Genomic DNA, 22,152 nt, shown 5'->3' with positions numbered 1-22,152 from the left:
GCTAGGGGCGTCTGGCCCGAGGCGCTGCCCTGCGCGTCCCGCGAGCCGTGCCTGGTGCTACCGTCGTGCGGCTTGCGGCTGGGCAGGGACCATGTGCTGCGCCTCGAAGACTGGGGCCGCGCTGGGCCGGCCGAACAGGTATCCCTGGCCTTCGGAGCAGTAGGCTTCCATGAGCGCGGCCTGCTCGGCCGTTTCGATTCCTTCCGCGATGACGTCGAGGTCGAAGCCCTTGGCCAGCCGGACGATCGCCTCCACGATGGTCTGGTCCGCACGGCTGCGGTCCACGGCGCTGACGAAGGAGCGGTCGATCTTCAGCCGGGTGACCGGGTACTGCTTCAGCATGGTCAGCGAGGCATAGCCGGTGCCGTAATCGTCGAAGGCTATGCCGACCCCCATCGAACGCAGTGCTGCAAGGTCCGTCAGCATCCGGTCGTCGCTCCGCAGGATGATGTTCTCGGTGATCTCCAGCTCCAGAGCCTCGCCGGGCAGGTCGAAGTCGGTCAGCGCGTCGGCGACCATCTCGGGAAGGTCGCCAGAGCGGAACTGCGCCGCGAACAGGTTCACGCCCATCTGGAAGTCGGGAAAGCCTGCCCGGCGCCAGCGGCTGGCCTGAGCACAGGCGGTGCGCAGGATCCACTCCGCCACTGGCATGGCGAGAAGGCTGGACTCGAGGACCGGCAGGAAGGCGGCGGGCCCGACCAGCCCACGGGTTGGGTGGTTCCAGCGGATCAGCGCCTCGGCCCCCGTCAGGGTTCGCCCGGCCAGCTGAACCTGAGGTTGATAGTACAGCTCGAACTCGCGACGCTCCCAGGCTTCACGGAGGCTGGAGCTGACCGAGGAGCGTGTCCGGGACACGGCGCGAAGCTCGGGGGTGAAGATCCGGACAGTGCTGCGCCCATCGCCCTTGGCGCGATAAAGCGCAAGGTCGGCATCGCCCAGCAGGTCGTCGGGCGTCCAGGAGCCGGGCGGGACCAGGGCGACGCCTGCGCTTGCCCCGACATAGATGCAGCGTTCCTGCACCTCGATGCTCTTCTCGATGGAGGCGACCAGACGGCGGCCGAGGGCCTGGACCTTTGCGGGGTCATGCAACCCCGCCAGAAGGACGGCGAACTCATCCCCGCCGAGCCGGGCCACGAAGCCCTCGTCCTCCATGGCCTCCGCGAGCCGGTCCGCCACGTGCCGCAGAACTTCGTCGCCCGCCGCATGGCCGAGGCTGTCATTGACGTCCTTGAAGCCGTCCAGATCGAAGAGCAGCAGGGCCGCCGCCTCACCGCGATCGCACGCGGCCTGCATCCGGTCGGCCAGGAACTTGCGGTTCGCGATGCCCGTCAGATGATCGATCTCGGCCTCGCGCCGAAGTTGCGCCTCGGCGGCACGCCGGTCCGACACGTCCCGGGCGATGGCGCCGAACTGATGCGCGCCGTTCTCGATCCAGTGGGTGAGGGACAGTTCCAGCGGAAACTCCGCCCCATCGCGGCGCACCGCCGTTACCGTCACAAGCGATCCCACCAACCGTGCCCGATGGCCAGCCGCCAGGCGGCCCAGGCCGGTCTCGTGAGTGGCGCGCAGGGCGGGTGGAACGATCAGGCTCAGGGACTGGCCCAGCATCTCCTGAGCGGAATAGCCGAAGGTCGCCTCGGCCGCGCGGTTCCAGAAGGTGACGCGGTTGTTTCCGTCGGCGCAGATGATCGCGTCGAGCGACAGCGCCGCGATGGATTCGAAGCGCTTGCGGTCGTCGGACGATTCTCCAAGGCCAGAGGCTGCCGTGCCTTCGTCGACGGATGCCGGTCCGAGCGGCTTGTCCGATGCCTCGGGGCGAACCGGCTCGCCGGAACTGTCGCTTCCGGAGGTCAGGAGCACGACATCCTCCATCGTGGCGCGTTCGGCCCGGGCGTCTCGTCCGATTGGTCAGACCAGCCAGCAGCATTCCGCGGTGCAAAGACGGACAAGGAGATGCCATCCTTTCTGATCAAGGCACTTTATCGGGCTTTACAGCCTGAGACTGAAGAAATGATGACCTCGATGCTCGCCGGGCAAATCCGGGCTCGGACGATCGGATCACCGGCGCTGGGTCAGCAGGGGTCAAGTGGACGAGCCACCATCGCGGGCTGTGGAATGGCCGACCCGTCCCAGATGTGGTGAGTCCACCGTCCTGGTCGACCTGAGGCCGAGGCACCGTGAACCCGAAGAACCGGGACTGCCTGGCCGCATAGCCTAGGATACACGCAGGAGGAACTTTGCTAAGGCAAAGCCGGGCCGCAAGGGCCGACCACCTTCCCGCCTGGGACAGGTCGGCCACCCCTTCACTATGGCGCTCAGCCAACCACGGCGACTCGAACGGCTCTCAGGGCGTATGTTGTAAAGGCTTTGAAGCTGCTGTCGGGGATGAAGTCCGTTCGAGGGCCGTCACCAGCCCTGAAACGACGGATGCTTTTCAACCATCACCAACTGCACGCCACCCATCCGCTCACCCCCGACACGGGCCAGTCTTGCGCATATCGTTCGCGCGTCATCCTTCGATCGCAGGATAAAGCATCAGGTCCGGTCGGTGCGGCGCAGTTCCAGCACGAGGCGCACCAAATCGACCTGCCGGTGAACGGACGCTTTTCCCATGGCCGCGCGAATCTGGTCGCGCACCGTGACGCGGGCGACGCCCCGGCCTTCGGCGATCTCGGCCAGCGTGGCGCCCTTGGCCAGCGCGAGCGTCACCTCGGCCTCGCTCCGGCTGAGGCCCAGACGCGCCATGAGGGGGCGAGCCTCGTCGGTCAGGCGGTGAGCGGGACGCACGACCACGAGGAGGGCGGGGCTCCAGGCCCGCAGGAACGCCGGCAAGGCGAGCTGACCCAGCGTCTCGTCCGTCACCCGAGCGAGCCGCACCTCGTGGCCGCCCTGAGACCGCTCCAATTGAAAGGTCAGGTCCCTTGTCCGTGCCTGGCCGCGGAGAGCCGCCCGCAGCCGGGCGGTCGGGCTGGCTGCAACAAAGGCGAGGCGGCCGCTCCAGTCGTGGCGCAAGAGGTCTCCCTCGGCCAGCATCGCCTCGGCCCTGGCATTGGCATGGAGGATGATGCCCTCGTCGCTCAGGAGAAGAACGCCGGCGTCCTGCGGCTCGACGCCCTGACGCAGCAGGACGGCGTCGAGCCGCAGGCCCAGCAGCATCCGGTTCATGTCGAGCGCATGCATCATCTGCGGAACAAGGTCGCGGGTCTCTTGGAGCAGCCCGGCCATCCGGCGCTCGGCCACGTGCAGTTCGAGCTGGGCCGTGAACAGGAAGAACTGACCGGGGCCGCGGCTCAGGACGGTCATGGCCGCGTGCCGCAGATCGCCCTGCGGGCGGAGCCAGTCGTTGTAAAGCTCGGTCGCGAGCAGATCCGCCTCGGCGATGATCTCGAAGCTGTGGGCCACATATCCGACGGGCAGGCTGGTCCAGGCATCGAGGCCCTGAAACTGCGCCCCGTAATGCGCCGCGTAGCTTTGGACGAAGTCCGGATCATAATTGGCTTGTACGCCGGGCCGGTTGCGATGAAGGGCAGCGTCATATCCCACAAGGCCCGGCTTCAGCCCCGGAAGGCTGGCGGCCAAGCTGTCCATCACGCCCTGCCAGGCGTCGGGATCGATGGCAGCCCGGTTGACCGCGGCAAGAAGGTCGCGCCGGTATGCCCTCATGTCGCCCCATGTAGCCCCTGATCAGATCGGCCAAGACTGAACCACGGCCCTGACCTTGGCAAGGTCGGGACCTTGCGCCGTTCGGGCCGCAGGGCATCGTTCCGCTCTCCTGCCGGGAACGGAACCGGGACCGGGCCGTTGAGGCGGTCCAGCGAGCAGGAGACTTCCATGACCGACACGACCGTGACCAAGGTGAGCGGCGAGCATTCACCCCGAGGCCCCGAGGGCGAGGTCTACCTTGCCTCTGGCAAGAGCCTTGCGATGCGGCTTTGGACCAACGAGGAGCCCACGGTGGCCGCGCCGCGCCGCCGGGACTACGAAACCGTCGGCTACGTGATCGCGGGCCGGGCCGAACTCGTGACCGAAGGCCAAACCGTGCGCCTCGAACCCGGCGACTCCTGGGTCGTGCCCGCTGGTGCCGAGCACAGCTACCGCATCCTGGAGGCCTTCACGGCGGTGGAAGCCACCTCGCCGCCCGCTCAGGCCCATGGCCGCGACGAGGCCTGAGGGCGCAGTCAACCAATCGCAGGCAAGCGCCCTGGGGCAGGTGCCTCAGGCCCGGCCAGCCCCTATCCTCCGCAAAGGTCACCAATCCGAGGTTGGACCGGACCGGCGCAGCGGAACAGTTCTTGTCCGACCCCGCCTTGACCTTGCCTGCCGGAGGGCTTCGGCGTGCTGGGCGTGGCACTGATCCGGGACGCCCCGGGGTTGGCCAAGGCCATGAGCGCCGGACCCGGTCTTCCCAACGCTCACGGACGGTCGTCAGGGCGGCCCCGACCTTGTCGGGACTGTCATGGCCAGCATGCAAGCGACGGACGTGGCGGGACAGGAACCCGTCCCGCATGACGCCGCAGCCCCATGAGGTCTCTCGGGCATCGGTGTCACAGAGGTCATGGCCAACCATGAGCCGACCAGCTGCAAACGCCGCATGAACGACCCCATGGGTCTCAAGCCGCAGCCCGATCGCATGGTCCAGTTCCACCGCGCTGCCATCGGGGTGTCGGCTTCAACGGTTCGCCAGAAGCTTGAGAAGGGGCCGCGCCGGGTTGGGCCGGGGCAGGTCGGGTCAACCTGCCGTCGTCCTCGCTCCTGGTTCAGCGCCCCGCTGCAGCCAGCATCTCCGACAGGGTGGCTGCCAGCTCGACCGGGCGGAACGGCTTGGGCAGCACGGGAAGGCCCCTTGCCCGCTCGGGCGACAGATGGGCGTAGCCGGTGATCAGGAGAACAGGGAGGCTTGGCTGCTGCCGACGCAGCTCGCCGGCCAGATCGGCCCCTGTCATCCCCGGCATCATGTGGTCGGTGACGACGATGTCCGCTCGGAGGCCATTGCCCACCAACTCGAGCGCCGTTGCCGCGTTCACGGCCTCGACCACCTCATAGCCCAGCTCGCGCATGCCTTCGGCCGCCACGGTGCGGACGGCGTCCTCGTCGTCCACCAGCAGAACCTTGACCGAGCGGCCTGTCCCAAGCCACTCGTGCGGCTGCACCGCTTCGGCCTTGGGTTGCTCGTCCGCCACGGGCAGCCACAGAGCGGCGGTCGTGCCTTCGCCGGGGCGGCTTTCGAGTTCGAACAACCCGCCCGACTGCGCCGCGAGCCCATGGACCATGGAAAGCCCCAGGCCCGTGCCTCGACCTACCGCCTTGGTGCTGAAGAAGGGCTCGATCGCCCGCTTCAGGGTATCGGCATCCATGCCGGATCCGGTGTCGCTCACCATGAGGCGGACGTAGCGGCCCGGAGCAAGACCGGAGCGCGTCCTGGTCCCGACATCCATCACCCGAGCCGCAATCGAGAGCCGCCCCCCATCCGGCATGGCGTCGTGAGCGTTGAGGCTGAGGTTCAGGAGAGCGAGCTCCAGCTGATTGGGGTCCACGAGAATGGACGGCAGGTCGGCCGGCAGATCGAGGCGAACCTCGATCAAGGGCCCCAGGCTCCGCTCGATCAGGTCGCGCATGCCCAGGACCAGCTTGGCGGGCACGACGGCTTGCGGCTGAAGCGTTTGGCGACGCGCAAAGGCCAGCAGGCGCTGAATGAGGGTCTTGGCCCTGTCCGCCGACTGCAGGGCGCCTGTGATCAGCCGCTGCGCGCGGTCATCCGTGACCCGCCGGCTCAGGATGTCGAGCGCGCCCACGATGGGGGTCAGGAGATTGTTGAAGTCGTGCGCGACGCCGCCGGTGAGCTGGCCTATGGATTCCAGCTTCTGCACTTCATGGAGCTGGGCCTGGACCTCTGCCAGCGCCTGGGTTTGCGCCCGCTCGCGCGTGATGTCGCGCCCGACGCCGTAAAGCCGCCCCCCGTCCGGCTCCATGTTGAGCGTCCAGTCGATCAGCCTCCACTCGCCATCCTGTTTCAGGACGCGGTTTTCATAGCTGACCGAGCGGCCGCTGCGCTGCAATGCCTCGAGCTGATCCCGAGCCAGGTCGAGGTCATCGGGATGGATCAGGTGGACATAGCCGTCCCGCAGCAGCGTCTCGCGGTCCCAGCCGAGCAGCCGGGTCCAGCTTTCGCTCACTTCCAGGAGCCGCCCCGTGAAATCGGCCGTGACGAAAAGGTCCTCGCTCACGGCCCAAAGCCGGTTGCGCTCATTGACGGCCTCGCTCACGCGGCGCTCGAGGGTGGCGTTCAACTCGCGGATGCGCGCCTCGGCCCGCGTCCGTTCGAAGGCGTCCCAGGTGCGTTCAGCGGTGGCGCGGACCAGCTCGACCTCCTCGCGCGTCCATTCCCTTGGAGCGGGGTGGTTGACGGCCAGGATGGCCACAAGGCGTCCCTGCCGGACGAGTGGCATGTCGAGCATGGCGCGGGTGCGCATGGCCAGGGTGTCCGGCCGGGCAGCGAACGCGGCCGTTCGAGGGTCTTGGCGGCTGTCCGTCACGATGATGGGCTGGCCCCGACGATAGTGGTCGAGCGCCGGCCCCAGACCGGAGAGAGGGTAGGTGCCCGCTGCCGATGGCATGCCGGCCGCCAGATACTCGCGTGAGACGGTCAGGCTGTCCGTGGCCTCGTCGATCTCGGCATAGGTGACGCGGCCTGCGTCCAGGCTCCGGCCGAGGAGTTCGGATGCCCCTGCGCTTGCCTCCTCGGGGGTTGCGGCGCGGCCGAGCAGGTCCTCGAGAGCCAGCAGGAAGGCGTCGCGCCGTTCTCTCGCGCGTTGTTCGGTCACATCCGTGTGGACGCCCACCCATTCGCGGATGGACCCGTCCGGCCCGAGCAGCGGAAGGGCGCGGATCGCGAAGCGACGGTACTCGCCCCCCCGGGTCTTCACCCGGTGCTCGAAGATGAACGGCTCGCGGAGGGAGACGGCCCTGGTCCAGGCCATGATGCTGGGCTGCGCGTCGTCGGGATGGACTGCCGAGGACCAGCCGTAACCTTGGTATTCGTCCTCGGTCTGTCCTGTCAGGGCGGCCCAGCCCGGCTGCTCGCCCGACATCCGTCCTTCGGCGTCATTGGTCCAGACCACGCCCTGCACCGCTTGGACCGCGGCCCGGAAACGCTCCTCGCTGTCCCTGAGGCGCCGGGCCGTCGTGGCCTGCTCGGTGATGTCCTGGACCACTACCGTGACCTCGGGTTCCCCCGATTCCTCCCGCCCCGGCTGGTAGGTGACGGCATAACGCCGCTCCTGCAACTCGCCATGAGCGGGCGTCACGAGTTCGTAGCTGACCGTCTCGCCGGTTAGGGCCCTGTCCAGGCGAGGTCGGATCTGCGTCTCGTAAACCTCGGGGAGGACGTCCGCGACCCGCTGGCCGACCAGATCCCCCGTCGGCAGGCGCAGGAGGTCGGCATAGGCTTGGTTGGCGAACCGGTACCGATGGTCGGGTCCGGTGACCGCCAGGCCGATGCGAACCTGTTGGGTGACGGCCCGCAGCCGGTCCTCGGCATCGCGCAGACGCACCACCAGCTGCTCGAGCCCGGCGTCCGATGCCGGTGAGCCCTGTGTATCGCGCTGATCCATGCCGTCGTTTCCGTCTCTCGTTGCAGGTTCGCCAGGTTGTGGGGTCAGGGTGCTGCGGATCCACGGAAGGCCGGGTCGGCCCCGATCCGGCTCAGGCCCACCCTGACGAGAGCCGCTCTCAGGATTTCCAACGAACTCATGACATCCTCCAAGGACATGACTGTCCATCCTTGATCATCGTCGCGGCTCGTGGGGCCGGTCCCTGTGATCCGCGCCGTACCCCATCAGCATCTTGCAAGTAAAGGTTGTGGGGAACAATCCTGTTCCCGGACTCCGTGGCGTCGCAGTGACCATGGGCGTCTTGCGTCGGTCCGGCCTGACGCCCGGGACGGGCATCATGCGGGGCTCCAGACAGCTGCGGGTCCAGACCGCCCGGGCCGCTGTCTTGGAGAGAGTCGCGGCCGAAACGAGACCATGCATCCTGTGGATCACCCTCGACCTCGTGCGATCCAAGGACCGGGCCGTCGCCACGGCGACGAACGGTTCCGGCTCGGGCGTCCCACCAGCCGCGTCAGACGCCGTCCTGCAAGCCTGCCCTGAGCGGCATCCGGAACGTGAAGCAGGTCCGTTCGGGCGTCGAGGTGGCACTGAGCGTTCCTCCATGCGCCCGAGCGATCTGGGACGCGATGAAGAGCCCCAGCCCCAGGCCGAACCGGCCCGAGGTCGCGCGGGGAGCGAAAGGCTGGAACAGGCGCTCCTGCACGGCCGGCGGGATCGGCGCGCCCTGGTTGGCGACCGACAGGGTGAATGCCTCGTCCTCCGTGCTTGCCGTGACTTCGACCGGCTTGCTGGAGTCGCCGTGCATCCGGGCGTTGGCGATGAGGTTCGAGGCCAACTGCGCCAGCCGTTCAGGGTCGCAGGTGACCGGACGGCTCAGGTCGAGCCTGCTCTCGATGCGCGCTTCGGGATGGGCCAGCCGCAACTCTGCGATGACCTGCTCCAGCACTGGCCCCAGAAGCACGTCGGTGGCGTGGACGACATCGAGGCCGCCCCCGAGGCGCGCGCGCGCGAAGTCGAGCGTGGTCTCGATCAGCCGGGTCATCCGCATCACGCTCTGCTTCAGCATGGTCACGACAGAGGCGACGTGCCGGGGACCAGAGTCTCGGGACAGGAGCCGCAGCCCGGCGTCGAAGGCCGCGAGCGGATTGCGGAGATCGTGGCTCAGAACGGCGATGGACCGCTCGCGCCGTTCGGCCTGGTGCCGCTCATCCATCAGCTCCGAGGTAAGGCGGACATGCTCCTCCTTGATCCAGCGGCCCTGTTCCAGCAGGCGGCGCCGCATTTCCAGAAGCGCCGACACCTGCCGCGCGAGCGCATGCAGACCCGCGGCCTGGGATTGTGTGAGGCCGCCGGGTCGCGGCGCGGTGTCGATCACGCACAAGGCCCCGACCGGAATGCCCCCCGCATCGTGCAGCGGCGCGCCGGCGTAGAAGCGCAGGAACGGGCTGTCGGTCACCAGCGTGTTGCCCGCCGTGCGCGGATCGTGCCGAAGATCCGGAATGACGAGCACGTCCGTCCCGGTCAGGGCGTGCCGGCAGACGGACTGGTCGAGCGCGGTCTCGTGGCGGGGGAACCCCAGGCGAGCCTTGAACCACTGCCGGTCTTCGGCCACGAGAGTGACCAATGCCACGGGGGTCTGGCAGATCTCGCTGGCCAAGAGAGCGGCGTCGTCGAAGTCGATCTCGGGTGGAGTGTCGAGGATCTGCAGGCGGGCTAGCGCCGCCATCCGTTCGGCTGCGGTCACGTCCGAAGTCTGGGCGTCCATCATCGATCCAAACCAATCCAGAAGCCCGCAGGCCAGAGACCGTGCCAACACGGGACCGCCCATCGGGCGGGCGACCGTGCAGAACGACTGCGCCGCGTGCCCCAGGGGATGTTTTTAGGTGGGAACTAACCACGAAGCAACCTGGAACGCCGGATCGGGCGGCCCATGCGCACGAGGCGGGTCGGCCGGACCGCCGGACGGGATGGCGAGGATCCGGGCCTGGACGAGATGGCATGGGCGGATCGGCCGACCGGGGCACGGAGCCTGCCGGTCTCGGACGGGACCGGTCAGCACGCCAAATCCGCCTTTCACCGGATAGGCCGAATGGCAGCCCCGGTTCTGGCGGCTGTCCCACCTGACCATCCTGCAAGGCAGCGCAAGTCTTCTGGAGCATGAGATCGGCGACCACGCGACCGACCGCCAGACCGCCAGTTGCGCGACAGCGAGTCCCGCCTCCGCCAGGTCCTCGACGCGTCGGGGGCGGGAACCTGGGCCTGGGATGCCTTGGCTGGCACCGAGACCTTTGACGCCATCTTCCGCCAGCAGTTCCCAGATCCGACCGAGGCGCGCGCCGAAAGTGCGGGCATCGGGCCGAACGAGTTCTACGTCTGCCGCACAGGCCAGTCCCTGGCGCCTGTCACGACCTGATACAGAAGGATGCATGATGACCACGCTCTTCCGCCGCCGCTACACCGTGACGCTCTATACCAGCGAGGCCGGCCTCGACCTGCGGGACGAGATCGGGGAGGTTCTCATGGACATCGAGAACGACAGCATCGTCCGGGGCACCGTCGAGAACCAGGGCGACGAAACGGAGGTCTCCGACGAGGAATCCGAGCGGGAGCTCGACGCTGCCGAAGTGGGCTTCACCTCGCTGAGCGAGGAGGAATATGCCGAGTTGCAGAGGGACGACGATTGAGCATTCAGCCGCGCCTCATCCAGCCAGGCTGGCAAACCGCCCTGTCAGGCAGGCCGCTCACCTGCCTGCCATGAGATGAAGGATGCGGTGACAGGCTTCTGGGGACCTGACCCATGGGTTCGGCCCCCAGCGGGTGATCGCGCGATCGGAGCCTCCAGGGCGTGGCCAAGAGGCAATGACGGGCACAATCTGCGCGCCCGTCACCTCGCCTCGGACGCGCTCCAGCCCAGGGTGCTAAGGGTCCGGAGGTCGAGCGCGGTGCGGGCGCTTTGCCCGCACCCACCCGAGCATCGTCCAGGCTGGGCCGGAGAAGCGATGGCTGCGGCTCGCGGAAAAGGGAGCGCGCAGCCGCGTCGACTGCCTGGTGCTACTGGTCTGGATCACAGCAGGATCGGCGCGGTCGGGCCAGTCGCCGGCTGGCACCCCGCATACTAGGTTCGCGATCGGACGCGGCTTCCCTTGGTCTCGGCAAAGGCCTTCGTGAACTCGGCCCCGAAGAGCAGGATCAGGGAGGAGTAGTAGATCCACAGCAGGATGGTGATGATCGAGGCAGCCGCCCCGTAGCTGGAGGCGATGCCGCTGCGGCCGACATAGAAGCCGATCAGGAACTTGCCCAGCGTGAAGGCGAGGCCGGTGACCAGGGCCCCGGTCCAGACGTCCCTCCAGGCCAGTCTGATCGCAGGCAGGATCTTGAAGATCATCGCGAACAGGAGAAACGCGATCACGAAGGTGAAGGCGCTGTTGAGGATGCTCAGGATCGCGATCTCCTCGGCCAGGCCGCCCTGCAGATAGGCCCCGACAGCGTTGGCTCCGGCGTCGATGATGAGCGACACCAGGAGCAGGAAGCCGATCCCGACCACCAGTGCCAGGCTGAGGATGCGGGTGCGGATGAACGCCCAGACACCGGTGCTGGAAGACTGAACCTTCCAGATGAGGTTGAGCGAGTCCTGAATCTCCACGAAGGCCCCCGTTGCCAGCACCAGAAAGGCGACCACCCCCACGGAGGTGCCAATGATGCCGGACCCGACATCGCGGGCGCTGACGATCATGGCTTCGAGCGCCACGGCGGCGTCCTCGCCCAGAAGGCCGCCCAACTCACCGACCACGGCCCCTTGCGCGGCGTCATGACCGAAGGCCAGCCCGGCCACGCTGATGGCGGCCAGGAGCATCGGCGCCAGCGAGAAGATCGTGAAGAAGGAGATGGACGCCCCAAGGCTCATGGCACGATCGTTCCACCACCCGGCAGCGGCCATCCTGACCAGACGCGGGAAATCGGAAAATACGCGCATGTTCCTGTCCTTGTTCAACTGATTGAACGGATGCGGCTGAACAATCCATACATCGAAGGCACGGCCCGCCGGCTCCGTTCCGTTGGACCCGAGATGCGATCTAGCTCTCCCGGTCGCGTGATGTCGCTCCGAACCTGCTACCTGGGTCGCATCCCCCCCTGTATCGGCGCTGATCCGGCACCGATCTACGGCATTTTGGTCAGGCCTTAGACGAAGGGCTTCGGCGGAGGTCGCGGTCGCACCCCAGTCCAATGTCTTGAGAGCCCTTCCAAGCTCTGGGGCCAGAGTTTTGTCCGGTCCACCGCAGACGGCTGGTGCACCGTCATCAGGTATCCTGCTTGATCGGCCTTGCACCGTCGGCGGCCCCTGAGCCGTGCCTGATCCAAGGCCTGGGATCGCATGAGCTCACCGGCAGCCTACAGGGACTGAATCAAGGATTGGCAACGGCGGCCCGTCACGTGATGTCGGCCGGCCTTGATCAGGCCCAGGCTCGCTTCTTCCTCAGGCGGCGAAGGCGTTCCGACATCCAGCGACGGGACCGGATCATCAGGGCGGAAACCCCGGGCCGCAGCATCGGAAGATCGACGGCCAGCAGCAGAAGCCCAAGGGGCAGCATCCATAGCCCCAGGAACGGCAGCACCGCGAACAGGCCACCGCACATCAGCAGAAGCGCGACAGGCAGGCGGACCACCACCGGGCTATGGCGCACCAGAAGGCGGATGAGCCGCCGTGCCGGAGGCACACGGCGTTCCAGCGCTGCGAACTGACGAAGAAGGCGGCGTTTCTGGCGGACACGCGGGCTGAGAGGCATGCTGGCTTGGGTTCTGCTGCAAACGTTATTGACGTCCAACTCGGGGACCCGAAGGTTAGTTCCTGTCGCGACCCCCTGGGACATCAGGATAGGACAGTTGCGGTCGGTGTGCCCTGCAGGCGTCCTGAAAGCAACGCGCGGGATCGAAGCGGCCAGACCGTCTTGACCTTGCTTGACGGTCATCGCCCATCTTTCCTTAACGATCACAGAAGTGGTCCAAGCCGCAATCGCCGGAGCGCGGGTTCCTTTCGCTGGCAGGCCCGATGTTCACACCCACCGGCCTGTGCCGCCTGGACAGCGCCGCTTCCCAAACCTCGTCCGCTTGGATGAAGCGACCAACGGCAGGCAGATGGCAGCCTCGGCTCAGCCTGTGGCCTCAGTATGCATGAGGTACCAATCGCATGAGGGTGCGGCGAGTGGCCCGTGATCTATCGAGGGTTTAGGCGACAGGGCACTACGCGGAACGATCGCGCACGGACTGCTATCCCCATCCGCCCTTTTGGGGGCGACGGCCCGGCGCGTGCCCGTACGGACCCCAAGGACTGGACGGTCCGGCGGGACGCCAGCACGAGGCTGCGTTTCGCCCCAGATCTGCACCTAGTGCCCGCCGGACACCATACCGGATTGGGGCAGAGGTCGGGCTGTCGCTGAAGCCGGGCGCGGGCGCGCTTGCCTCGGTCGGTCGGCCAAGCTGATCCGCCGTGAGCGTCAGGTCGGAGGCAGCGACGGCCTCGTGGAGCTGCTCGACTTGGCGCGCCCACCAAGGTGGAGGTCACGCCGGGCCATGGCTATCTGCGCGGGCGGGCGGCCGCCCCCGTCGGCCACTTGGCGCAGCGCGTCGGGAAGGGCCCAGTTGCGGTCGGTGAGCTCCCTGTCGCCGAACGGGTTGACGCCGCTGAGCCGGCTGCCGGTACTTGCCCGTGAAGAAGCCGCTGGGACCGGGCTCCAGGGCCCCACAGGCATCCCCGCTTCGCATGCGATCCGCACGTGCTCCCGCTCCACATCGCGCGACCAGAGAGTACTCCACTTGCATGGTGATGGGACTGGGTTACGCGGCGCTCTGCTGCGATCGCGACCGCGTTCATGACCAACTCGGCGGGCATGTCCGAGAACCCGAAGTATCGGATCTTGCCGGCCCGAACGAAATCGCCCAGCGTTTGCAGGATTTTGTCGGCAGGGGTCACCTCGTTCCAGACGTGCATCCCCTGGATTTTCTAGGCCGCGAGAGTGCTCCGACCTTGGTGCAGGCCGTTTACACGCCGCCGTCCCGAGTCATAGGATGGGCCCACGGACCCAAGGCCGATATCCCTTGAGCCCGCTCCTGGTTCGCTTGGCTGTCGCACCCGGTTCAAACGGATCGGGGCCCGTGCAGGAAGGGCATCTGGTGGGTGAAATCAGCGCCGATCCTGAGAAGTGCGGATCACCAGCCGTCCGGCTTGCTCCAGAGTGGTCGAGCGGCACCGGCCCGCAACTTCCAGGGCGCGCCGCCCCCGATCATCGCAGTCACATAGGAAGGAGGCTCCACCATGGCCGGAACCGCGGACGTCACGGACGCACCCGACTCCAACAACGTCTGGCTGAGGACCTTGATGTGGGACACCCGATGGTCCTCACCCGGCGATGGAACGGTCATATCGGTCTATATCGCTGGGACGGATGGCCAGGAGCAGGTCGCGCTGCCTCCATTCGAGCCTTTGACCGCTGTCACCGCGCTGGAGCCCTATCCCCGAGAGGTCGCCGCCATGAGAGCGGCGATGGCGTCCTTCGAGGCCGTCTGCAACATCGACTTTCGGGCTGTCTCGTCGCAGGCCGATGCTGACATAATCTGGGCGACGGTCAGCAACTTGGATGCAGATGGAGCCGGCGGGATTGGCTACTTCCCAGGTGATTACTACAACCGAGCTGTTGGCGACGAGCAGAGCCTAATCCTCATGAACGGAGAGGCCCAGTCACCGAGTGACGATCCCGCATATCTGGCTCGGGGCGGCGCCGAGTGGTTAGTCTTCATTCACGAGTTGGGCCATGTGGTAGGCCTCGTTCACCCGCATGATGGCGGCGACGGCACCACTGTCTTTCCCGGTGTGATCCCCGAGGTGTCCGAAACTCCGGGCGCCTTTGCCATGAACCAGGGCATCTACACGATGATGTCCTATAACGATGGGTGGCACACTGGCCCCTCAGGGCCGAGCCCCGATTGGGCCTGGGGCTACCAAGCCGGGCCCATGGCGCTCGACATCGCCGCGCTCCAAAGAATGTACGGCAGGAACATGTCTTACCACGCCGGGGCGGACACCTATGAGTTGCCTGAGGCCAACCGGGGCGGGACCTACTACCTGTGCCTTTGGGATGCTGGCGGGACGGATCGCATTCTGGGGGCGGAGGCCCGCGCCAACACCATCGACCTGCGCGCCGCTACGCTGGGGTTCGAGGAAGGCGGCGGAGGGTGGGTGTCCCATGCCAAGGGCATTCATGGCGGCTTCACGATCGCCAACGGCGTGGTGATCGAGAACGCCACCGGCGGGAGCAGGGCCGACCTGATCCGCGGCAACGGGGCGGCAAACCGGCTGGACGGGCTGGGGGGCATGGACACGCTCTTGGGTGGCTCGGGGGCCGATGACCTGCGGGGCGGGTCAGGGAACGACACGCTGTCGGGGGGCACGGGCGACGACATGATGCGGGGCGGCGCCGGAGCCGACCACTTACGTGGCGACGACGGAGCGGACGATTTCGTTTTCACCTCCGTGCGCGACAGCGTCGCAGGCGAGGGGCGCGACCGGATCGCGGGTTTTGCCAAGGGGCTGGACGACATCGTCCTGACCGCCATCGATGCAAACGGCAGCGGCGCGGGGAACGGGGTCTTCCGCCTCGATGCCGGCGGTGCGTTCAGCCGGGGCGAGATACGACAGAGCGTCACGAGAGACGGCGATCTCCTGGTCGAGATGAACCTCGACGGCGACGGGCAGGCCGAGATGTCGATCTTGCTTCTGGGCCTGACAAGCCGCCTTTCGGCTGCGGACTTTGCACTCTGAGGGTTCCTGGCCGCCGGAGGGCCCAAGATCGCGCTCGGCCATCCAAGCGGAATCAGCGCCAAACCGGTGGGAATCAAGAGGCCAACCGCTCCGGTCCGCTGTTCCGTCCGCGGTCTAGGCCCGGCCGTGGCCTTGCGCTTGGGCCAGGGCGAGAAGGGGGCTGCCGTGCAAGGCACACGATCCCACCGGCCGGTCAGACTTTGCTGCGTGGTAAAGTCCTGAACATCTCGAGTGGCATGCGGCGTTGGCATTGGCAGGCACAGCTGTGGCTTCGTCTGCTCGCTGACTGAGCAAAAGCGAACGTCATGATCAGTGACGTGCGGTAGACCTTAAGCGACAGGTTTCCCGACAGCCTGCCTACCCATGATGCGCAGTGTGCGGGAGGGCTTTCCGACGTTGCTCGCCAGAGCAGGTCTATCCATTTCGTTCTAGTGAAGCGGACCTGCATTCTTTATCAGACGTTTAACAATGGCAAAATACACATCCGACCGGTCCAGCCAAGCACGTCGAATTGCCTTATAGAATATCAGCTGGGTCTTTTTCTCGATAATAAGCTTGGACGCCGCTTCCTCGGTAAGGGGTTCCTCAAACTGACCGTCAAGTGGTTGCATTCCGAGCGCACGATATGAAAGCTGTGTTCTCAGGCACTTCTCGCACGCGCCGCAGTTCGAGCCCACCCTGTTTTCGGCATTACAAACAACGATGTGCCCATCGAGCCCAATGTTCCTCAGGTGGCGGATCTTGGAGATTCTCGGAACATCGTTCCCAACGGGGAGTATCTCGAAGTCGTAGGAAGAGAAAAGGCGATCATTGCCATCTAGATTTCCCCAAGAGCCGAGGGCGAACTCTTCGGCTGCCGTAAAGTCTAGACCTACGTATCCTCCTCCGGCAACATTCGACTTCAAGCCCAAGACCGCCGAGATGCCCATGACATGCAGTATTGCATACTGACCGACGATCTTAGACCAATTGCTCTCTACTGAGTGGAGCTTTATATCCCCCACAGCCGAGCAAAACGCACTTCCCGTACCAAATGCCCTCTGATATGGCGATTTATTTTCCAAGTTATAGCCGAATCCATCTATCATTACGGCTGAATCTATCCTAGGAAACGGCGAAAGGTCGTTTTTTCGCCCATACTTCTCTATCATATACGAAGAATCGTATCCACCGCTGAATGCCGCAACAAAGCTTTGTTCGTGGTTTCCTTCGCCGTGGAGGTAGGAAGGGGCGGCAATTCGCGATGCCTTTTTGAAGCGCCACGGCCGGTACTGGCACCAAGCGGTCGAAAACTTCTCTAGGTTTCGCGCCAAACGTGCATCGACTGGAACGTCTACTTCAAGGTCGGCTCCGTCATTCATGGCCGCTCCGAAAGCCGTCCTGACCAGGAAGTTTGACATAGAATGATCGTCCAGAGCTGGCGAGAATGCATCGCCAAAGTCAAAGAAGATCTTCTCCTTTCCACTGATCTGCACTGTAATTCTGCTGCTGTCTGCCCTGGTGATCTTGGCCCTCACAGCGTTCTCCTTCAATTGCTCGCCTGTTTAACCAAGAGCCTCTCGGCCTGCTGGCTCTCAAGATCTACGATGAGCATGACGGATTTCCATTGGATAACTTGACCAGAGCCCCGGCCCCCGCGCCTGGTTGCCGATTGGCCTGCCTCTTCGCGTCGGGCCAGACCCGCCGTCTCCGCTCTTCCATACCCTAGCTCTCATGACTTCCCAACAGCCATGGCCACAGGCTCCGCTCCGACGGCACCGGTCAGCAGCGCAGTCAGACTGAACGCTTAAATCATCGGCCAGATCGAGTTGGCTGCCGGGGGGCCGTTCAGGGGCCTTCCCGGTTCTCGGGCTCCCGTGTCGGAGGGTGGTCTTGTTCGATGGATGACGTCAAGCCGGCCTACAAACCCGCTGAAGGTCAGGCGTTTTGCTGTCGGTGGGATTGTTGCTGGAGAGATCGGCACGCCGGACCTCTCCGCCTTCCGGCAAGAGAAAGGTCGACGAGCGCGGGTTCGTGATGAGATGTCTTTTCGCCCCGTCACGGCCATGTCAGGATGCAGCCGACTCATGTGCATCCCGAACGGGATCCAGGCACATGGTCAGGGCCGAGGGGTGCAAAGACATCTCCCGTGAAATGGTGGGGAGGACTTAAGACCATGATGACCAGACTGATGACGGCGACCGCCGTGCTGGCGCTCGCGACTCCGGCCTTGGCGGACACCGCCGAGCGGCGGATCGCCCTGTCCAACAACTATGCCGGTAATTCCTGGCGCCAGGCGATGCTGGAAAGCTGGGAAAAGGTGACGGGCCAAGCCGTCGCGGACGGGGTCGTGGCCGAGGCGCCCGCCTTCACGACCGCCGAGAACCAGGCGACCGAGCAGGCCGCGCAGATCCAGAACATGATCCTCGAAGGCTATGACGCCATCGTGGTCAACGCGGCCTCGCCCACGGCGTTGAACGGCGCCGTCAAGGAGGCCTGCGACGCGGGCATCGTGGTCGTGTCCTTCGACGGCATCGTGACCGAACCCTGCGCCTACCGCATCGCCGTGGACTTTCAGGAGATGGGCCGCAAGCAGGTCGAGTATCTCTCCGGGCGGCTGCCGGAGGGCGGCAACCTCCTCGAAATCCGTGGCCTCGCCGGCGTGTTCGTGGACGACGAGATCAGCGCGGGCATCCATGCGGGCGTGGAGCAGTTCCCTCAGTTCTCGATCGCGGGCTCGGTCCATGGTGACTGGGCGCAGGACGTGGCGCAGCGGGCGGTTGCGGGGATCCTGCCCAGCCTGCCGGACGACATCGTCGGCGTCGTGACCCAGGGCGGCGACGGCTACGGTGCGGCGCAGGCCTTTGCCGCCGCAGGCCGCGAGATGCCGATCATCGTCATGGGCAACCGGCAGGACGAGCTTCTTTGGTGGAAGGAGCAGCGGGACGCGAGCGGCTACGAGACGATGTCCGTGTCCATTGCACCGGGTGTGTCCACCCTGGCCTTCTGGGTGGCGCAGCAGGTGCTGGACGGGCAGACCGTCCCGCAGGACCTGATCGTTCCATTCCTGGAGATCCAGCAGGACGGGCTTGATGCCGCGCTCGAGGCGACGCCCGAAGGTGGCGTGGCGAATGTGGAGTACTCGCTGGAGGATGCGCAGGCGGTGATCGCCGGCGCTTCGAACTAACGGGCTGGACGGGAGCGGACGAATGGAGTCGGCTGCTCCCGTTGTGAGCTTGCAGGCGGTCGGGCGTGCCTTCGGAGCGGTCCGCGCCCTGTCGGACGTGACGCTTTCCATCGCTCCCGGCGAGGTCCTGGGCCTGGTAGGTCACAACGGCGCCGGCAAATCCACCCTGGTCAACATCGTCACCGGCGTCCTGCCGCCGTCGGAGGGCCAGGCGATCTACGCTGGCGGCACCCCGCGCGAGGCAGGGGTGAGGGTGGTCGCCCAGGAGCTTGCTCTGGCGCCGAACCTCACGGTGGCCGAGAACCTGCGCATCCCGCAACGCGACCTGCGGGGTCTTATGTGGCGCGGCAAGGCGCGAACCCGCATCCGGTCGGCACTGGATGAGGTGTTTCCCGACCACGGGATCGGTGCGGATACGGTGGTGGGCGACCTGCCATTGGCCAAGCGCCAGATGGTGGAAATCGCGATGGCCTTTGCGGAAGGTGGACCCGCGCCGCGCCTCGTCATCCTTGACGAGCCCACGTCCTCGCTCGACGCCAGCCGGGCGGACCAGCTGCTTCGTCACGTGCACCGTTTCCGCGAATGCGGCGGGGCCGTCATCTTCATCTCCCACATCCTCCACGAGGTCTTTGCCGTGGCGACGCGGGTCGTCGTCATGCGCGACGGGCGCGTCGTGGACGACCGCCCCGCCGGGGGCTACACGCGCACGAGCCTCGTGGAGGCCATGGGACACGTCGCGCGGGAGGGCGCGCGGGAGCGGCGCATCGCTGCTTCGGGCGTGGAGGTCGTCTCCACTCCCGAGGGGCTTCGCGCCGGGCAGGGCGAGATCGTGGGGCTCGCTGGCCTTGCCGGGCACGGGCAGGCCGAAGCCCTGGCGCGGCTTTACTTGGAGCGGACCTCGGACTGGCGGGGCAGAAGCCCGGTGCCTGCGGCCTTTGTGGCAGGGGACCGGGCCCGCGATGGGGTCATGCCGATCTGGTCCATTGCCCGGAACCTGTCGCTCGCAGGGCTGGCGATGCTTCGCCGGGCGGGCTTCGTAGATCGTGCCAGGGAAGCGAGGCTCGTTGCGGACTGGCGCGAGCGCATCGGCATCCGCACCGATGACACCGGCCGGCCCATCCTGTCGCTATCGGGGGGCAACCAGCAGAAGGTTCTGTTTGCGCGGGCCCTGGCGACCGGGGCACCGCTGATCGTCATGGACGATCCCATGCGCGGCGTGGACGTGGGTACCAAGGGAGACGTCTACGAGATGATCCGTTCCGAGGCCGCAGCGGGCCGAACAATCCTCTGGTACTCCACGGAAGCCGAGGAGATGACGCTCTGCGACCGCGTCTACGTCTTCAGGAACGGCCGCATCGCGGCAGAGCTTCGGGGCGAGAAGATCACCGAGGAGCGGATGCTCGCCGCCTCCTTCGACATGGGCGAAGCCGCCGCATGAGACGCATGGACCTGCGCCTTCTGTTGCCGACGCTGTCGCTGCTGCTGCTTCTCGGGGCGGTGTTCTGGATGCAGCCCCGGGCCATGAGCTACACGGGGCTGAACCTTCTTTTCAACCTGTCGGTGCCCATCGCCCTGGCCACCATCGCGCAAATGCTGGTCATCATGGTGGACGACATCGACCTGTCCATCGGGACGTTCGTGGGCTTCTGCGCCTGCGTCACGGCGACGTTCCTCCACGACACGCCCCTCCTTGGCGTCCTGATCCTTGGCGCAGCGGTCGCAGCCTATGCGGCCTTGGGTGCGCTGATCGAACTGCGCGGTCTCCCCGCCATCGTCGTCACCCTGGGCATGTCCTTTGTCTGGAGCGGGCTCGCGGTGCTCATGCTGCCTGCCCCGGGGGGATCCTCACCCGCCTGGATCACTGCGCTGATGAAGGCACGGCCGCCGCTCGTGCCCATGGCCATCATTGCCTGCGTGGTTCTGGCCGTCGTGGGTCACCTGCTCGTCACCCGGTCGTCGCTTGGCACGCTTCTGCGCGCGGTAGGGGGCAACGCGCGATCGGTGTCGCGCGTTGGCTGGTCGGTGGTCCGGCTCAAGGCCACGGCCTACGGACTTGCCGGGGTCTTCGGGGTGCTGTCAGGCATGGCGCTTGTCGGGCTCACCACCTCGGCCGACGCCAACATCGCGCTGCGATACACGCTTTTGTCCATCGCGGGCGTGATCCTGGGCGGCGGCGAGTTCACGGGGGGCCGGGTGTCGCCGGTGGGCGCCGTGATAGGGGCGCTCACCCTCACCCTCGCGGGGAGCTTCCTGACCTTCATCCGCCTGTCGCCCGACTGGCAGATCGGCGCGCAGGGGGTGATCCTGATCGTGGTCCTGGCCGCGCGTCTTCTCGTGCGGCGGAGGGCTGTGCGATGATGGCCACGACATGGACCCGGCCCTGGTTCTGGGCCTTTGCCGCCGCCGCGCTCGCCTTTGCCGCGACGGTCGTCCTTACAGGGGTGCAGGGAGCCGGGGGCCTCCTCGTCGCGGCGCTGACCTTTGCCTCGTTCTCGGTGTTGGTGGGGCTCGGGCAGATGGCCGTCATCACCATGGGGCCCGGCAACGTCGACCTGTCGATCCCGGCGGTCATGACCCTGGCCGGGACCCTGTCGCTCAAGCTGATGGGCGGAGCGGCGGGAACTGAACTCTGGGGGCTTCTGGCGGCGCTGGGGATCGGCCTCGGGGCGGGCGTGGCGAACTACGCCCTGATCTGGCTCCTGCGCATTCCGCCGATCATTGCGACGCTGTCGGCGTCCTTCGTGTTCCAGTCGGTGGCGATCTGGTCGAACCGGGGCCTGCGCATCAAGCCACCCGTCTCGCTCGCGGAGTTCTCGACCGGCTCGACGCTTGGCGTGCCGAATGCCGCTTGGATCGGGCTGGCTGCGGCGCTGGTGTTCTGGATGCTCATCGAGCGGACGGCCTATGGGCGCAGACTCTCGGCCATCGGGCAGAACGCGAGGGCGGCGCGGCTTGCCGGCGTTCCGGTGGAGGGGGTGAGGGCCGCGACCTACGTGCTTTCGGCCGTCATGGCGGCGCTGGCAGGGTTCCTCCTGTCGTGCTTCTCGGGGGGGGCCGCGTTGAACATGGGGGCAGAGTACCTCCTCATGTCCATCGCCGTGGTGGTGATCGGGGGGTCGTCCATCGCGGGGGGAAACTCCAACGTTCCGGGGATCTGGGGCGCGGCGCTGTTCATGTTCCTGATCGTGTCGATGCTCAACTCCTACGGGCTTGGCGCAGGTGTGCGGCTCATCCTGACCGGGGTGATCATCGTTGCCATCGTCGTCGCGGCCAGCGGTCGGCGCCTGACGCCCTGAGCAGCTCCCCGAATGCCGAAGTCTTGGCGGCATCGGACTTCAGCGCCGAAGTGCACCCAGATGCTTTGCCTTGCACGAGCATCGTCTCGGTGAGTGAACCGCAGTGCCTGGCCAAGGCGCAAGCTGCCGGAGCGACTCGGCCTTGCATCAATGGACAGCATCAAGTGGCCCTGCCGTAAAATTGGATGTGCCCTGCAAGAACAAGGCGGGAGGAGCGGGGGCGCCATGACCTCGATGTTTGCCGGGCCGATGCCTGTGGGGTCCGGT

The 22,152-nt window shown here is 66.4% G+C and carries 15 protein-coding genes; 8 read left to right on the top strand and 7 right to left on the bottom strand.

Going from position 1 to position 22,152, the window contains the following annotated elements:
* Nucleotides 1–57: 57 nt before the first annotated feature.
* Together FHG66_RS02120 and FHG66_RS02115 are read right to left on the bottom strand one after the other, a co-directional pair.
* Nucleotides 58–1,860, bottom strand: a complete 1,803-nt coding sequence (locus tag FHG66_RS02120) for a putative bifunctional diguanylate cyclase/phosphodiesterase (protein ID WP_176556087.1) — start codon at nucleotides 1,858–1,860, stop codon at nucleotides 58–60.
* Nucleotides 1,861–2,535: 675 nt separating this feature from the next.
* The gene (locus FHG66_RS02115) at nucleotides 2,536–3,663 is read right to left on the bottom strand and encodes a helix-turn-helix transcriptional regulator (RefSeq protein ID WP_139075043.1); all 1,128 of its coding nucleotides are present in this window, start codon (nucleotides 3,661–3,663) and stop codon (nucleotides 2,536–2,538) included.
* A gap of 168 nt (nucleotides 3,664–3,831) precedes the next feature.
* Between FHG66_RS02115 and FHG66_RS02110 the strand changes: the two genes are divergently transcribed.
* Nucleotides 3,832–4,170, top strand: coding sequence for a cupin domain-containing protein (locus FHG66_RS02110; RefSeq protein WP_139075042.1), 339 nt, complete (start codon nucleotides 3,832–3,834; stop codon nucleotides 4,168–4,170).
* A gap of 587 nt (nucleotides 4,171–4,757) precedes the next feature.
* Here FHG66_RS02110 and FHG66_RS02105 read toward each other — a convergent pair.
* Both FHG66_RS02105 and FHG66_RS02100 read right to left on the bottom strand, forming a co-directional pair.
* Nucleotides 4,758–7,610: a PAS domain S-box protein gene (locus tag FHG66_RS02105; RefSeq protein ID WP_176556086.1), complete on the bottom strand. Its 2,853-nt coding sequence runs from the start codon at nucleotides 7,608–7,610 to the stop codon at nucleotides 4,758–4,760.
* Nucleotides 7,611–8,121: 511 nt separating this feature from the next.
* Complete coding sequence (locus tag FHG66_RS02100) at nucleotides 8,122–9,375, bottom strand: sensor histidine kinase (RefSeq protein WP_176556085.1); 1,254 nt, start codon at nucleotides 9,373–9,375, stop codon at nucleotides 8,122–8,124.
* Nucleotides 9,376–9,807: 432 nt separating this feature from the next.
* Between FHG66_RS02100 and FHG66_RS02095 the strand changes: the two genes are divergently transcribed.
* Together FHG66_RS02095 and FHG66_RS02090 are read left to right on the top strand one after the other, a co-directional pair.
* On the top strand, nucleotides 9,808–10,023 hold the full coding sequence (locus FHG66_RS02095; protein WP_139075039.1) for a hypothetical protein: 216 nt from the start codon (nucleotides 9,808–9,810) through the stop codon (nucleotides 10,021–10,023).
* A gap of 13 nt (nucleotides 10,024–10,036) precedes the next feature.
* On the top strand, nucleotides 10,037–10,294 hold the full coding sequence (locus FHG66_RS02090) for a hypothetical protein (protein WP_139075038.1): 258 nt from the start codon (nucleotides 10,037–10,039) through the stop codon (nucleotides 10,292–10,294).
* A gap of 431 nt (nucleotides 10,295–10,725) precedes the next feature.
* Here FHG66_RS02090 and FHG66_RS02085 read toward each other — a convergent pair whose 3' ends face one another.
* A complete protein-coding gene (locus FHG66_RS02085; RefSeq protein ID WP_139075037.1) occupies nucleotides 10,726–11,583 on the bottom strand; it encodes a YihY/virulence factor BrkB family protein in 858 nt (285 codons plus the stop codon).
* Nucleotides 11,584–12,061: 478 nt separating this feature from the next.
* Nucleotides 12,062–12,394 carry a tryptophan synthase subunit beta gene (locus FHG66_RS02080; RefSeq protein ID WP_139075036.1) on the bottom strand — a complete coding sequence of 111 codons (333 nt, stop codon included), beginning with the start codon at nucleotides 12,392–12,394 and terminating at the stop codon, nucleotides 12,062–12,064.
* A gap of 1,526 nt (nucleotides 12,395–13,920) precedes the next feature.
* Here FHG66_RS02080 and FHG66_RS02070 point away from each other — a divergent pair.
* Entirely contained in the window at nucleotides 13,921–15,423 is a 1,503-nt protein-coding gene (locus FHG66_RS02070) for a M10 family metallopeptidase (protein ID WP_139075034.1), read from the top strand.
* A 428-nt stretch (nucleotides 15,424–15,851) separates the two neighbouring features.
* Here the strand turns inward: FHG66_RS02070 and FHG66_RS02065 are convergent, their stop codons facing one another.
* Complete coding sequence (locus tag FHG66_RS02065) at nucleotides 15,852–16,940, bottom strand: hypothetical protein (protein ID WP_139075033.1); 1,089 nt, start codon at nucleotides 16,938–16,940, stop codon at nucleotides 15,852–15,854.
* 638 nt (nucleotides 16,941–17,578) lie between these two features.
* Between FHG66_RS02065 and FHG66_RS02060 the strand changes: the two genes are divergently transcribed.
* From FHG66_RS02060 to FHG66_RS02045, 4 genes are read left to right on the top strand one after another with little or no spacing between them, the layout of a single operon-like run.
* Nucleotides 17,579–18,589, top strand: coding sequence for an ABC transporter substrate-binding protein (locus tag FHG66_RS02060; RefSeq protein WP_139075032.1), 1,011 nt, complete (start codon nucleotides 17,579–17,581; stop codon nucleotides 18,587–18,589).
* A gap of 22 nt (nucleotides 18,590–18,611) precedes the next feature.
* A complete protein-coding gene (locus FHG66_RS02055) occupies nucleotides 18,612–20,027 on the top strand; it encodes a sugar ABC transporter ATP-binding protein (RefSeq protein ID WP_139075031.1) in 1,416 nt (471 codons plus the stop codon).
* On the top strand, nucleotides 20,024–20,947 hold the full coding sequence (locus FHG66_RS02050; protein ID WP_139075030.1) for an ABC transporter permease: 924 nt from the start codon (nucleotides 20,024–20,026) through the stop codon (nucleotides 20,945–20,947). The genes FHG66_RS02055 and FHG66_RS02050 overlap by 4 nt, the downstream gene beginning before the upstream one ends.
* Nucleotides 20,944–21,885 (top strand): ABC transporter permease, encoded by a 942-nt coding sequence (locus FHG66_RS02045; RefSeq protein ID WP_139075029.1) that lies wholly within the window; start codon nucleotides 20,944–20,946, stop codon nucleotides 21,883–21,885. The genes FHG66_RS02050 and FHG66_RS02045 overlap by 4 nt, the downstream gene beginning before the upstream one ends.
* Nucleotides 21,886–22,152 lie beyond the last annotated feature (267 nt).

The sequence above is a fragment of the Rubellimicrobium rubrum genome (assembly GCF_006152115.1).
GTDB lineage: Bacteria > Pseudomonadota > Alphaproteobacteria > Rhodobacterales > Rhodobacteraceae > Rubellimicrobium > Rubellimicrobium rubrum.
This window is presented reverse-complemented; position numbering and strand designations above follow the sequence as displayed.